Annotated in this window: 9 protein-coding genes, 1 tRNA gene and 1 pseudogene; 3 read left to right on the forward strand and 8 right to left on the reverse strand. The window is 63.6% G+C overall.

Going from position 1 to position 13,698, the window contains the following annotated elements; translation table 11 throughout:
- Window positions 1–106 precede the first annotated feature (106 nt).
- The 3 genes and pseudogenes from M1B35_RS10675 (at window position 107) to M1B35_RS10685 (ending at window position 6,196) form a co-directional block, all read left to right on the forward strand.
- The gene (locus tag M1B35_RS10675) at window positions 107–1,012 is read left to right on the forward strand and encodes a LysR family transcriptional regulator (protein ID WP_123330803.1); all 906 of its coding nucleotides are present in this window, start codon (window positions 107–109) and stop codon (window positions 1,010–1,012) included.
- A 70-nt stretch (window positions 1,013–1,082) separates the two neighbouring features.
- Window positions 1,083–4,359: pseudogene (locus M1B35_RS10680) on the forward strand (EAL domain-containing protein).
- Between the two features lie 145 nt (window positions 4,360–4,504).
- Window positions 4,505–6,196 (forward strand): molecular chaperone HscC, encoded by a 1,692-nt coding sequence (locus M1B35_RS10685; RefSeq protein WP_268261900.1) that lies wholly within the window; start codon window positions 4,505–4,507, stop codon window positions 6,194–6,196.
- A gap of 5 nt (window positions 6,197–6,201) precedes the next feature.
- On the opposite strand, the gene M1B35_RS10690 is transcribed toward M1B35_RS10685, so the two are convergent.
- The 8 genes from M1B35_RS10690 to M1B35_RS10725 form a co-directional block, all read right to left on the reverse strand.
- On the reverse strand, window positions 6,202–8,913 hold the full coding sequence (locus M1B35_RS10690; protein WP_268261901.1) for a J domain-containing protein: 2,712 nt from the start codon (window positions 8,911–8,913) through the stop codon (window positions 6,202–6,204).
- A complete protein-coding gene (locus tag M1B35_RS10695) occupies window positions 8,910–9,614 on the reverse strand; it encodes a DUF1266 domain-containing protein (RefSeq protein ID WP_268261902.1) in 705 nt (234 codons plus the stop codon). Before M1B35_RS10695 ends, M1B35_RS10690 begins: the two co-directional genes overlap by 4 nt.
- Before the next feature lie 218 nt (window positions 9,615–9,832).
- The gene (locus tag M1B35_RS10700; RefSeq protein WP_123330793.1) at window positions 9,833–10,279 is read right to left on the reverse strand and encodes an Hsp20 family protein; all 447 of its coding nucleotides are present in this window, start codon (window positions 10,277–10,279) and stop codon (window positions 9,833–9,835) included.
- A gap of 114 nt (window positions 10,280–10,393) precedes the next feature.
- Window positions 10,394–11,353, reverse strand: coding sequence for a tRNA dihydrouridine synthase (locus M1B35_RS10705; protein WP_268261903.1), 960 nt, complete (start codon window positions 11,351–11,353; stop codon window positions 10,394–10,396).
- A 165-nt stretch (window positions 11,354–11,518) separates the two neighbouring features.
- Entirely contained in the window at window positions 11,519–11,962 is a 444-nt protein-coding gene (locus M1B35_RS10710; protein WP_268261904.1) for an acyl-CoA thioesterase, read from the reverse strand.
- Window positions 11,963–12,008: 46 nt separating this feature from the next.
- Window positions 12,009–12,842, reverse strand: coding sequence for an alpha/beta fold hydrolase (locus M1B35_RS10715; protein WP_268261905.1), 834 nt, complete (start codon window positions 12,840–12,842; stop codon window positions 12,009–12,011).
- A gap of 29 nt (window positions 12,843–12,871) precedes the next feature.
- Window positions 12,872–13,411, reverse strand: coding sequence for a TetR/AcrR family transcriptional regulator (locus M1B35_RS10720; RefSeq protein ID WP_268261906.1), 540 nt, complete (start codon window positions 13,409–13,411; stop codon window positions 12,872–12,874).
- A gap of 182 nt (window positions 13,412–13,593) precedes the next feature.
- Window positions 13,594–13,671, reverse strand: a tRNA-Glu gene (locus tag M1B35_RS10725).
- Window positions 13,672–13,698: the final 27 nt, after the last annotated feature.

Below are 13,698 nucleotides of genomic sequence, written 5' to 3' on the forward strand. Positions count from 1 at the left end.
ATACCTCTCAATAACCCCTTGGCTTGTGAGGCTGATGCTATGGCGTTACATTAAATAACTCAAATTCATATTTTTCATGCTTTGGATAACCAACTGGAATACGACCATGGACCTGGCCAACCTCAATGCCTTTATCGCCATTGCCGAGACGGGCAGCTTTTCCGGCGCCGGTGAACGCCTGCACCTGACGCAGCCGGCCATCAGCAAGCGCATCGCCGGGCTGGAGCAGCAACTCAATGTGCGCCTGTTCGACCGCCTGGGCCGGGAGATCGGCTTGACCGAGGCCGGCCGCGCCCTGCTGCCCCGGGCCTACCAGATCATCAACGTGCTGGATGACACCCGTCGGGCCCTGACCAACCTCACCGGCGAAGTCAGCGGGCGCCTGACCCTGGCCACCAGTCACCACATCGGCCTGCACCGCTTGCCACCCCTGCTGCGGGCCTTTACCCGGCAATACCCGGACGTGGCCCTGGACATCCAGTTCCTGGACTCGGAAGTGGCCTATGAAGAAATCCTCCATGGCCGGGCCGAACTGGCGGTGATCACCCTGGCCCCCGAGCCCCATAGCCTGGTCAAGGCCACCCCGGTGTGGACCGACCCGCTGGATTTCGTCGCCGCCCCGGAACACCCGCTGGTCAGCAACGGCCAGGTCAGCCTGGCGGACATTGCCCTGCACCCGGCGGTTTTCCCCGGCGGTAACACCTTTACCCACCATATTGTGCAGCGCCTGTTCGAAGCCCAAGGGCTGACCCCGAACATCGCCATGAGCACCAACTACTTGGAAACCATCAAGATGATGGTCTCCATCGGCCTGGCCTGGAGCGTCTTGCCACGCACCATGCTCGACGATCAGGTGGCGCGCATTCCATTGCCAGGCATACAACTCACACGCCAGCTAGGCTATATCCTGCACACCGAACGGACGCTGTCGAATGCCGCGCGGGCTTTCATGGCCTTACTGGATGCACAAGTCGATTTGCCAGGGACTCAGGCAATAGGAGCCCCGGCCTAAGCTGTGCCTTCCCGCTGGTCACTGGAACCCGCTGAGCCCAATGCACTAAACCGCTCTAGGCCTGCTGCCCATGCCCAAACCCGCTGATCGTATGCCTCCCATGCCACGCATTCATGCCGTCGATCCCAAGGAGTCGGAGCAAAGCTGGGAAAGCGCTCCGCAACTGCTCGCGGCGCTGAACGGCGCGCGGTTGGGCGCCTGGTATTGGGACATCGAGAGCGGGCAGATCAGTTGGTCCCGAGGCACTCAGGCGTTGTTCGGCTTCGATCCGCGCCAGCCCCTGCCGGAAAACCTCGAATACCTTGACCTGCTGGCCGTGGAAGACCGGGCCCGGACCGTCCGCGCCTTCCATTCGGTGCTGGCCGGGGCGCCGCTGGAACACGCCATGCATCACCGCATCCGCTGGCCCGACGGCAGCCTGCACTGGCTGGAAATCAATGGCAGCGTGTTGCCGGACAAACACGGAAAGCCGCGAATGATCGGGGTCATCCGCGAAATCACCCACCAGCGCCAGCGGGAAGCGGCCCTTAGCAGCTCGGAAAAACGCTTCGCCACCCTGTTTCACCTGTGCCCCAACATGGTGCTGCTGACCCGCCTGGAAGACGGCCTGATCAGCGAAGCCAACCGTTACTTCGAAAGCCTGTTTGGCTGGCCGGCCCAGGACGTGATTGGCCGCACCACCCTGGAAATCGGCCTGTGGGTCAACCCGGAGCAGCGTGCGCAGCTGATCAAGGCAGTACAGAAGAAGGGCCAGGCCGCCAGCCTGGAAGTCCAGCTGCAAGCCAGCAACGGCCAGATCCACGACGGCATCCTCAGTGCACAGAAGGTCGAACTGGAAGGCCAGGCCTACCTGCTCAGCACCTTCCTCGACACCAGCGAACGCAAACGCTCCGAGCAGGCCCTGAAAGACAGCAGGAACGCCTGGACCTGGCCCTGGACTCGGCGCAATTGGGCACCTGGGACTGGCACATCCCCAGCGGCCTGCTCTACGGCTCGGCCCGGGCCGCGCAGTTGCATGGTCTGGAGCCGGTGCCGTTCCATGAATCCTTCGAGGCGTTTTTCGAAGGCGTGCCCGATGAAGAACGCGACACCATGCGCAACGCCTACCGCAGCCTGCGTGAAGGCCCGGCCGGCAATTACCAACTGACCTACCGGGTGCAACTGGGCGACGGCAGCTCCCGTTACCTGGAGAGCCGCGCCCGCCTGTATCGCGACGAGCAAGGCAACCCACTGCGCATGGCCGGCACCCTGCTGGACATCACCGAGCAGGTGGAGCGCGAGCAGCGCCTGATCACCTCCGAGGAAAAATTCGCCAGCCTGTTCCAGGTCAGCCCCGACCCGATCTGCGTGACGCTTCTGGAAACCGGGCAGTTCATCGAGATCAATTCCAGCTTCACCCAAACCTTCGGCTGGACGGTCGACGAGGTGCTCAACCGCAGCGCCGAGCAGATCGGCCTCTGGGACGACTCCGCCCAGCGTCTGCAACGGGTCCAGCAGGTGATCCGCGAACAGGCCCTGAACAATGTCGCGGTGGTGGTGCACCACAAGAACGGCGAAGCCCTGACCTGCATCATTTCCAGCCGCCAGATCACCGTGGACAAGCAGCCCTGTATCGTCACCACCCTGCGCGACATCACCCAGCAGCAACGTTCCGAAGCGGCCCTGAAGGCCAGCGAGGAAAAGTTCGCCAAGGCTTTTCACTCCAGCCCCGACGCCATCACCATCACCGAACGCGAGACCGGGCGCTACCTGGAGGTCAATGACGGTTTCTGCCGCCTGACCGGCTACCGCAGCGAGGAAGTCATCGGCCGCACCCTGTACCGGGTCGGCTTGTGGGCCGAGGAAAGCCAATTGGCGCTGCTGATGGCCGAACTCAAGCTCAAGGGCCGGGTGCATCACCTGGAAATGCTCGGGCGCAACAAGCGCGGGGAAATCCTCACGGTCGAGGTCTCGGTGGAGCCCATCACCCTGAATGAAACCGCCTGCCTGCTGCTGACCGCCCGTGATATCAGCCTATTGAAGAACGCCCAGGCGCAAATCCGCCACCTGGCCTATCACGACCCGCTGACCAACCTGCCCAACCGCGCACTGCTGATGGACCGCCTGAGCCAGCAGATCGCCCTGCTCAAACGCCACAACCTGCGGGGCGCCCTGTTGTTCCTCGACCTGGACCACTTCAAGCACATCAACGACTCCCTCGGCCACCCAGTGGGCGATACCGTGCTGAAAATCATCACTGCCCGGCTCGAGGCCAGCGTGCGCATGGAAGACACCGTGGCGCGCCTGGGCGGCGACGAGTTCGTGGTCCTGCTCAGCGGCCTGGAAGGCACCCGCAGCGAGGTCAGCGAACAGGTCCGCGAGCTGGCCGGCACCCTGCGCGAACTGCTGTCGGAGCCGATGTTCCTCGACGGCCAACGCCTGCAAGTCACCCCGAGCATTGGCGTGGCGCTGATCCCCGATCACGGTTCGACCCCCACCGACCTGCTCAAACGTGCCGACATCGCCCTGTATCGGGCCAAGGATTCCGGGCGCAACACCACCCAGATGTTCCACAGCACCATGCAAAAAGCCGCCAGCGAGCGCCTGCGCATGGAAACCGACCTGCGCCTGGCCCTCACCCGCGGTGAATTCAGCGTGCATTTCCAGCCCCAGGTCGACGCCCGGGACAACCGCATCGTCGCGCCGAAGCCCTGGTGCGCTGGCAGCACCCGGAACTGGGGGCGCAATCGCCCACCGAGTTCATCAAGGTCCTGGAAGACAGCGGGCTGATCCTTGAGGTCGGCGCCTGGATCCTCGACGAAGCCTGCCTGGCCTTCAGCCAACTGATCGCTGAAGGGCTGATCGACCCCCTGCATTTCAGCCTGTGCGTGAACATCAGCCCGCGGCAGTTTCGCCAAAGCGATTTTGTCGAGCGCATCGAGCACTGCCTGCATCACTACCGGCTGCCGTCTGCGTTGCTGAAGCTGGAAATCACCGAAGGCATCGTGATCCAGAACCTGGAAGACACCATCAACAAGATGCGTCGCCTGAAGAAGCTCGGCATCAGCTTTGCCATGGATGATTTCGGCACCGGCTATTCCTCCCTGACGTACCTCAAGCGCCTGCCGGTGGACACCCTGAAAATCGACCAGTCGTTTGTTCGCGATGCCACCCACGACCCGAACGACGCGGAAATCATCCGCGCCATTGTCGCCATGGCCCGCAGCCTGCAACTCAAGGTCATCGCCGAAGGCGTGGAAACCCCACAACAACTGGAGTTTCTCCAGGGCCTGGACTGCCACCTGTACCAGGGCTACCTGCACAGCCGGCCCCTGCCGCTCTCGGCCTTCAGGTTGCTGCTGCGTTAATCGCGCCCTTGCCGCCCCATCCTCCGCGCCCCGGCTTGATACCCGCGGCGGTGCGGCGATTGCCAGGTTTTCAGGCAACCTGTAGGGTCGCTTTTTTCGCCGCGCCGAGCCGTTTGTCGGCGGTACCTTACGCAAGAGAGCCCAGATGCAGGATGCAATCCCCTCCCCCAGCCCCTTGCTCGGCATTGACCTGGGCACCACCAACAGCCTGATCGCCATCTGGCAGGACGCTCAGGCCCAACTGATCCCCAATGCCCTCGGCGAGGTGCTGACGCCCTCAGTGGTAAGCCTCGACGAAGACGGCAGCATCCTGGTGGGCAAGGCCGCCAGGGCGCGCCTGACCACGCACCCGGAACGCACGGTGGCAGCGTTCAAGCGCTTTATGGGCAGCGACAAGCGCTTCGAACTCGGCGGCCAGTCCTTCAGCCCCGAGGAGTTGTCGGCCCTGGTGCTCGGCGCGCTCAAGCAAGACGCCGAAGCCTGGCTCGGGCGCCCGGTCAGCGAAGCGGTGATCTCGGTCCCGGCGTACTTCAGCGACGAACAGCGCAAGCGCACGATCTTTGCCGCCGAACTGGCGGGCCTCAAGGTCCAGCGCCTGATCAACGAACCCACCGCTGCCGCCATGGCCTACGGGCTGCACGAGCAGAAGTTCGAACGCACCCTGATCTTCGACCTGGGCGGCGGCACCTTCGACGTCACAGTGCTTGAGTACGCCTTGCCGCTGATCGAAGTCCACGCCTCCACCGGCGATAACTTCCTCGGCGGCGAAGACTTCACCGCTGCCCTGCTGCAAGCCTGCCTCAAGGACTGGCAACTGAGCTCGGCCAGCCTGGATGCCCAGGCGCTGGCCAGCCTCGGTGATGCCCTGGAGCAGCTCAAGTGCACACTCGGCGAAGGCCCGCAGACGCTGAGCTGGAATGGCCTGGGCGGCACGCGCGAATGGGCCCTGGATGAAGCCCGGGCGCTGAAAATCTACGAACCCCTGCTGGCCCGCCTGCGCGCACCGATCGAACAAGCCCTGCGCGATGCCCGGCTGCGCCCCCGGGACCTCGACAGCCTGGTGCTGGTGGGCGGTGCCACGCGCATGCCGGCGGTGCAACAACTGGTGGCCACGCTGTTCGGACGTTTGCCCTATCGCCACCTCGACCCGGACACCATCGTCGCCCTGGGTGCCGCCAGCCAGGCCGCCTGCAAAGCCCGGGATCAAGCCATCGAGGAACTGATCCTGACTGACGTCTGCCCCTACACCCTGGGGATTTCCTCGGTGCGTGGTGATGACGTCAGTGGCGCCTTCTCGCCGATCATCGAACGCAATACGGTGATTCCCACCTCACGGGTGCAGCGCTTCTACAGCACCCATGCGCAGCAGAAGCTGATCCGGATCCAGGTCTATCAGGGCGAACGCCCTTGGGTACGGGACAACATCTTTATCGACGGTTTCGATGTGCCGCTGCCGCCCACCGGGGAGATCCAGGCCCTGGATGTGCGCTTCAGCTACGACATCAACGGCTTGCTCGAAGTGGACGTGACCCTGCTGGCCAACGGCGAGCGCCACAGCCACAGCATCGACCGCAGCCCCACCGGCCTTGACCTGCAAGCCCGGCAGAACAGCCATGAACGGCTGGCGGCGCTGAAAATCCACCCCCGCGACGCCTTGCCCAACCGCACCCTGGTGGCCCGCCTGGAACGGGCCTGGATGCAGAGCCTGGGCGATGAGCGCGCGCAGATCGGCGCCTGGCTGGAGCAGTTCAACAGCGTGCTGGGTCGCCAGCACGCCCCGGACATCAGCAGCCTGCGCCAGCGCCTCAACGACACCCTGGACGAACTGCGGCTCTGAGCCCCTCAGCCATTCAGGCGGCGCAACGCCGCCTGCAGGCCACCCTGCAAGGCATTCCGATCACCGTTGGGCGGCACGCCGTAACGGTTGGGCAGGCTGTCACTGGGCGCCACCAGCATCAGCAACGGCAGGAAGGGCAGCGCCGGGGTTAGCAGCAGGCAGATCAACAGCGTGGGCAGTCCCCGGCCCATGTCGTGCAAACGACGCAAACAAACGCCAAATAGCGCCAACGCCCCCAACAGCAGAATCGCCAGGCCCAGCGGCACGCTGCCACACATCAGCGCCGCCCAGGGAGTCAGCAGCCCACAGCCCAGCACCTGCCAGAAGAACGGCCCCTGCGCCAGGCGCGTGCCCAGACGCCACATGGCCAGCGGCGAAGCCGGTTGAGTGTCGGCCTTGGCCAGCAGCAAGCGTTCGCACCAGGACAGCAAGGCGGTCAGCGCAAAGCGCAAGCCGATGCTGTGGGCCGTATCGTCCTTGGCCCGCTGCAGTTTTTGCAGCAGTTTGCGCCGTGGAACGCCGGCGCTGCCGTATCGCACCAAGCCATTGAGGGTGTTCACCGCCAGGCTGAAGGCGCTGCTGTCAATGCCGTCGGCTTCCAGCACCGTGAGCGGCGGCCGGCTTGGCTGGCCCTTGATCAACCCGTCACGGAAGGCCTCGAACCAGTCACCGTCGCTGGTGACCCGGGCAATGTCCTTAAGCAAAGCCCGATGCTGCTCGGCGTCCAGCAGCGGATCCTGGTACAGCACGCCCCAAAACAGCAGGGTGCCCAGGGCCTCAACATTGAAGGGCTGGTCGTCGCTGAGGTAGCAGGTGTACAGCGCCAGATTGCTGGGCAACCTTGGGCTGTCGAGGGCTTGCTGCACGCTCATCAGGCGCTGGGCCAGCAGGCTTTGCACCGGGTCCTTGCTGTCCAGCCAGCCGAGCAGACCGAACAGGCCGCTTTGCTCCGCCGGTAAACGCTGCAACACCGACAACAGGCGAGCCAAAGGATGGCTCGCGGTCACCGTCAAGCTGGCGAGGCTATCGAGGCCGGTCAGTTCCAGCCAGCGCTCGGGTTGCTGCAACAGACCGGTGAGAAACAGGGTCTGGCGATGCCAAGACCAGGCGTCCTGGGCGGACGACATCGCCGGCAAGTACACACCCTGACGGCCCAGGTCGATCCAGAGCTCCAGCTCACTGCCCTCAGCGCCCTGCCGGGCCGGCTCGAAAACCTCGGCAATCCGCTCCAGTGCCCGCGACTCGTAGGGCCGCCAGCGTTTCAGCCAGAGCAGGCACAACGCCCGAGGCTCGCCCTGGTTGAGCTCATGGGCCAGGTATGCATGGGCTGAATGGCTCTCGAGGAACGCCTTCAGGGCCAGGGGCACCGGCGCCTGGGTCAACCAGCACAGCAGTTGCTCGGCCTGGTACTTGAAGCCCTCCAACACCAGTTGTTCAAGCACATCCGTGCTGTCGGGCTCGGCCAGCAGCGCTTGCAGCAACGCCACGTCGCCTCGGTGCAGGGCCCAGGCATGCCGATACAAGCGTTGCAGGCTCGAATCCGTTTGATCGATGCACAACTGCGCCAGCAACGGCCACTCATCAGCGCCCAGGCGCCAATCGACAAAGGCTCCGGCGAGGCCCTTGAGACGATGATTGTTCAAGCCGTACCAGCGGGCCAGGGTTTCCGGCCGCTGCGACGGGCTGCCGAACGCCTGCTCGACATCGCCCAGGCCCTGGGGCCAGGCGCGGAAATTTTCCAGGCGGTCGAAGGCCTGGATCAGCAAAGGTTGCCAAAGCGGCTGGCGCTCGGCACAGAGCCCGAGCAACCAAGTGGCCGCCTGGGGATGCTGGTGCTGCTGCCAGAGCCTCGACCAGTGCTGCAACGCCTGATGCGTCAGCCCCAACGCACTGGCCTGACAGGCCAGCAGGTACAGCGCATCAGCGTCATCCGGGGCCTGTCGATGCCGTTCCTGGCAGAGTTCCAGCAGGCTTGGGCCGCCAATCCCGGCCAGGGAGCATTGCACCAGCAGGCGTTGCACAAAGGCCTCTTCCCGGGGCAAAGGCAGGCAGGTGTGCTGGCTGAAAAAAGCCACGAACTCGTGCAGCGGACGCTGCTGGTACACCTGCTCCAGGGTGCGCGTGTACCACAGAGTTTCCACCTGCGCGGCCGGCGACCATTGGCTCATTTGCGCGGTGTCGAACGGGTCGTCCCGCTCGATGCGCTGGAGAAACTGATCGATCTGTTGGGCGTGATCGAGGTCCAGTTGCAGCAACTGGCTGGACCAACCCAGGCGTCGCTCCAACAAGCGCGCACAGGCGTAGGACAGCGGGCCACAATCGATCAACGTGTGCAGCACCTGCCAACTGACCTGCTCCAGCGACTCCAGGGGCAGTTGGTCGAGCTGCTGGATAAAACCTTGCCAGGCGGCAGGATCGAAGCGCCGCGTCTCATCGTCGAGCAACCCGTTGAAATCGGCCAGGACCGGGGAAACCTCATCCGGCTGGGGATCGATCAAAGGGCTGTCGTCGCCCATCCCCTCATCCTCAGAGGCCTTATTAGCCGCTGCTTCTGCTTGCCGAGCGTATTGCAGCGCCGCTTCGTAAGCCTGGCGCAGGGCCTGGAAACCTTGCGGGTCGGTCTCGGGGTGATGCTCGGGCAGGCGCGCCCGGTAGGCAACGCGGATCACATCGTGGTCTTTGGTCGGCTCGATGCCGAGGCGAATCCAGCAGGTCATGACCAGTCGAACTCCTGCAGTGATGGCGGCCGTGCCGGAAAGGTCAGCGGCATGCCCCAAGGCAACTCGGCAAACAATGACCGGGCCTCGCGGAACAATTCGTGGGTGATGCCGAGGTTGTCGGCAAAACTGCCCTGCCGATCAAGCGCATGGCCCAGATTCTCGTCGCTGTTGCTCAGGCATTTCCAGTAGGCACGGCCGACCAGGAACGCCGCGACGTACTGATTCCAGCTGTCGTAGTAATAACGCGCACGCACCGCCAGGCGACTGTGCAACCAGAGGCTGTCCTGCTCATCGAGCCAGCCTTTGAGCACACTGCAACGCAACACAAAGCCCATGCGGCCCAGGTCCCAGGCCTGGATCCCGCCAGGGCCGCATTCGCCATAAGTGCGGCTGGCGTACTCGTAACAGGTGCGGTCGCGGGGGCTGAGGGTTTCGAGCAAGGCCTGCCACTCACTGGGCAGGCAGCGCGCCCACTGCCGGTAGGCCGGTTCAAGCTCCCCGGCGTGCCCGTAGCCGGTCATCCTGCGAACCATCTCCAGCAACTCCTGGCGGTTGTGCAGGCCCCAACTCTGATCCAGCCCGACGTTGGTCGGCCGGGTGTAAAAGCTGGCCGAGGTGTAGCTGGGGTCTGAATTGGCGTTGAGGGCAACCATTGGCGCAGAAAGGGCGTACAGCCAATGCTGTTCTGTCTCTTCCATGAAAAACACTCCGGGCCAGTGAGGAACGGAACAGGGCTGGCCGCAAAAGCGCCGATTGTAGAGAGGCCGGCGGGCTGCGGTAAACACAAACCGCATGCCCGGCGACGGGGAAAAACCATAAAAAAGGCCCCGAACCAGTCGGGGCCTTTATGGCTTGAAGGGCGGGCCTCAGGCGGCTCGGGAACGGCCCGTACCCAACCCTTGGTCAACGCTCTGGCTTAGTGCTGCAGTACCGCTTGTTGCGCCCCATTGATCGGAATGCGCTTGGCCTTGGCCTCTTCCGGCACGATGCGCAACAGGTCGATATTCAGCAGACCGTTGCTCAGGCCAGCGGCCTTGACCTCGATGTGGTCAGCCAGGCGGAAGGACAGTTTGAACGCCCGCTGGGCAATGCCCTGGTGCAGGTAAGTGACGCTTTCATTGGCGTCACGCTTGCCGCCGCTGACGGTCAACACGCCTTTTTCCACTTGCAGCTCCAGGTCTTCTTCCTGGAAACCGGCGGCCGCAATGACGATGCGGTATTGGTCGTCAGCGTGTTTTTCAACGTTGTAGGGCGGGTAGCTGCTGCCGGGCTCGTTGCGCAGTGCCGATTCGAACAGGTCGTTGAAACGGTCGAAGCCAACAGAGGAACGGAACAGTGGTGCCAAAGAAAATGCGGTAGTCATGATCAATCTCCTGAAACTCAGCGAGTGGTTATCTCCGCGACCCGACTTCGGCATCGCGTAACACAGAGATAAGGATTGACCCGCAGGTTTCAAGAGGCTTTTTTTGAAAAATTTTCAGGCCGCAGCAGCGTCCGGCATGCCGAGCAAACGCCCGACCTGATCCAGGTCGGTTTCCCGGCGCATGGCCGTGAACAGCTCCACGGCTTCAGGGTAATTGCGCGTCAACATGGCCAGCCATTGCTTCAAACGCCCCGGTGCCGAGCGTGGCGTCAGTTGCTCGACGGCCTGCAACCAGAACGCCTGGAGCATGGGCTGCAGCTCGGCCCAGGTCATTTCCACCACCTCTTCACCGGCCCGTGCGGCAGCGATCTGCCGCGCCAGGTCAGGGCGCGACACCAGGCCGCGACCGAGCATGATGTCTTCCACGCCGCTGATTTCCCGGCAACGGCGCCAGTCTTCAACGCTCCAGATATCGCCGTTGGCGAACACCGGCACCTTGACCACGTCCTGCACCCGTGGAATCCACTCCCAATGGGCCGGCGGCTTGTAGCCGTCCGCCTTGGTCCGCGCGTGCACCACAATGTGCGCCGCGCCGCCTTCCGCCAGGGCCGTGGCACAGACCAGGGCGCCGTCCGGGCTGTCGAAGCCCAGGCGCATCTTGGCAGTGACCGGAATATGCGCCGGCACCGCACGGCGTACATGCTCGACGATCTGATTGAGCAGCTCGGGCTCTTTAAGCAGTACCGCCCCGCCCCGGGACTTGTTGACGGTCTTGGCCGGGCAGCCGAAGTTCAGGTCAATCACTTCGGAACCCAGTTCACAGGCCAGGGCGGCGTTTTCCGCCAGGCACACCGGGTCCGATCCCAACAGCTGGACGCGCAGCGGCACGCCGGCGGCGGTCTTGGCGCCGTGCAGCAATTCCGGGCCCAGCTTGTGGAAATAGGCAGGGGTCAGCAGGCGGTCGTTGACGCGGATGAACTCGGTCACGCACCAGTCGATACCGCCGACGCGGGTCAACACGTCCCGCAGGATGTTGTCGACCAACCCCTCCATGGGCGCCAAAGCAATTTGCATGAATCACACTCGATGAAAAAACGCGGGCAAAAAATCGTGGCGAAGTTTAATGGGTTTCTGACACCAGAAGGTATTCGTCTGACCGAGCGCTGAAAAACCAGCCCCCGCAGGCGCCGGCTCGCCGACGATTGACGCCATCTCCCGCCCGCGCACCGCTACCCGCCTCTACGCCTCTTGGCGGATGTGCAAGGCCGGGCCATAGCCTTCCAGAAACTCGCTCGGCATGCGCTTGGGCTTGCCCGTGGAAAGCTCAATGCAGACAAAGGTGGTCTGGGCTCGCAGCAAGGTGGTGTTATCGCTCGGCCGCACCAGTTGGAAGTGCCGGGTCATCTTCAGCCGCTGATCCCAATCGACGATCCAGGTGGCCAACTGCAGCTCATCGCCTTCGTAGGCGGCGGCCAGGTAATCGATCTCGTGCCGCACCACCGCCATGGCCCGGTCCAGGCGCCGGTACTCGGTCAGGTCCAGGCCCAGGCGCTGTGAATGCCGCCAGGCACAACGCTCCAGCCACGTGACATACACCGCATTGTTGGCGTGGCCCAATCCATCGATGTCTTCAGCCGACACCTGCAAGTCGATGACAAATGGCGTTGCCAGATCCCAGCCCATGCCCTACTCCCGGTCAGTTTTTTAACCGGGGCAGTGTAACGGAAGCTCAGGCGGATTGGCGCGCCTGGCGCTTGACGCCGTTGACCAGGGACAAAACCCCCTCGATCACCCGCGGATCGGCCAGCACCCGCTGGTGCCCGCCCTGCTCCAGACGCAGCAGGCGGCTGTCGAACCAGGCCTGATGAATCAGTTCGGACTCGTTGACCGACACGAACAAGTCGTCTTCGGCATGCACGATCAACCCGGGCATGGTCAGTTGATAGTGCGCAACATCCAGATGGGCGGCACGCATGCCGACATCCCGCTCAATGCGGCGGATAAAGGCCGAACGCGCCCGAGGCGGCATGCCCATGTAGCGGGCAAACCCACTCAGGACCCCGAGGATCCGCGCCGGCGCCGCGATGCTGACCAGCGTCTCGGTGCGCAACCCCAACTGCACGGCCAACATGGCGCTGGCACCGCCCATGGAGTGGCCAATCACGGCATGCAAGGGTGGCAACTCCGCTGCGGCCTCAAGCATGGCCCGCGCAAACAGCACCAAGTTCGCCTCGTGCCCCGGTGACCGCCCGTGAGCCGGGCCGTCCAGGGCGACGGCGGTGTAGCCCGCCGCCACCAGTGCCTCGATCAGGCTGGCGAACTGCGTCGAGCGCCCTTCCCAGCCGTGCATCAACAACACCGTGGGGCCCTGGCCCCAGCGCAGGGCCGACAGCCCGAAGCGCAAGGTCATGCGCTCGGCACGCGCCAGCAACGGCAACTCCCAATCCCGCGGTGGCCGCTCGCGAGGCGTCATGAACAACACACGCATCTTGTTTGCCACCAGGCCTGGCGCCACCCAGCCCAAGGTACCGTTCACCCCACGAATCCACGTCAATGCACTCATCGCCAATCTCCTCGGGCCTGGGCCTCAGGTCACAGCACTGCCGACTTGGCAGCGCGCAGCAAACGATCCGACAACGCCCCCGTACCCAAGGCCCGCGCCAACGCCAATCCACCGACCATCAAGGCCAGGTCGGCGAGCACCTTGTCGGCCTCTTCCGGGGTGGTCGCCAATTGCGCGACCATCAGTTCCACGTGTTCATTCAAGGCCTGGCGAAACCCATCCGGCAGCCGCCCCAACTCACCGACCGAAGCTGGAATCGGGCACGCTTGCTCTGTGGAATCCCGGTGTTTGCGCGACAGATAAAACGCCGCGACCAAGGCCCGCCGCTCCTCGCCACTGAGCTCGGCGTCCATCTCGGCAATCAGGCCGCGACGCTGGGCCAGCAACTGGCTGAAGGCCTCCAGCATCAGCGCATCCTTGCTTTCAAAGTGCGCATAAAAGCCACCGACCGTCAGACCGGCAGCCCCCATGACCTCGCCCACACTTGGCTCGGCCGGCCCGCGCTGAATCAGCGCGGAACTGGCGGCCTGAAGAATCCGTTCGCGGGTTTGAGCTTTTTTATCGTTCATCGTTGCCTCCGAATATTACGAATAAAATATTATATTCATAATAAATTTTCGCAAGTCTTGAGTGTGACCGTCGGTCAGAACAACAGGGTAAGAAGAAAGAGAGAATTGGCTGAACGCCAGACAAACAAAAGGGCCATTCAATAATTGAATGACCCTTAAAAATCCCGCAGAGCGGGTAAACGTGGCGTCCCCTAGGGGACTCGGAACCCCTGTTACCGCCCGTGAAAGGGCCGTGTCCTAGGCCACTAGACGAAGGGGACACAAACCCTTCTAACAACTGGATCAGA

Source organism: Pseudomonas morbosilactucae, assembly GCF_023241665.1.
GTDB lineage: Bacteria > Pseudomonadota > Gammaproteobacteria > Pseudomonadales > Pseudomonadaceae > Aquipseudomonas > Aquipseudomonas morbosilactucae.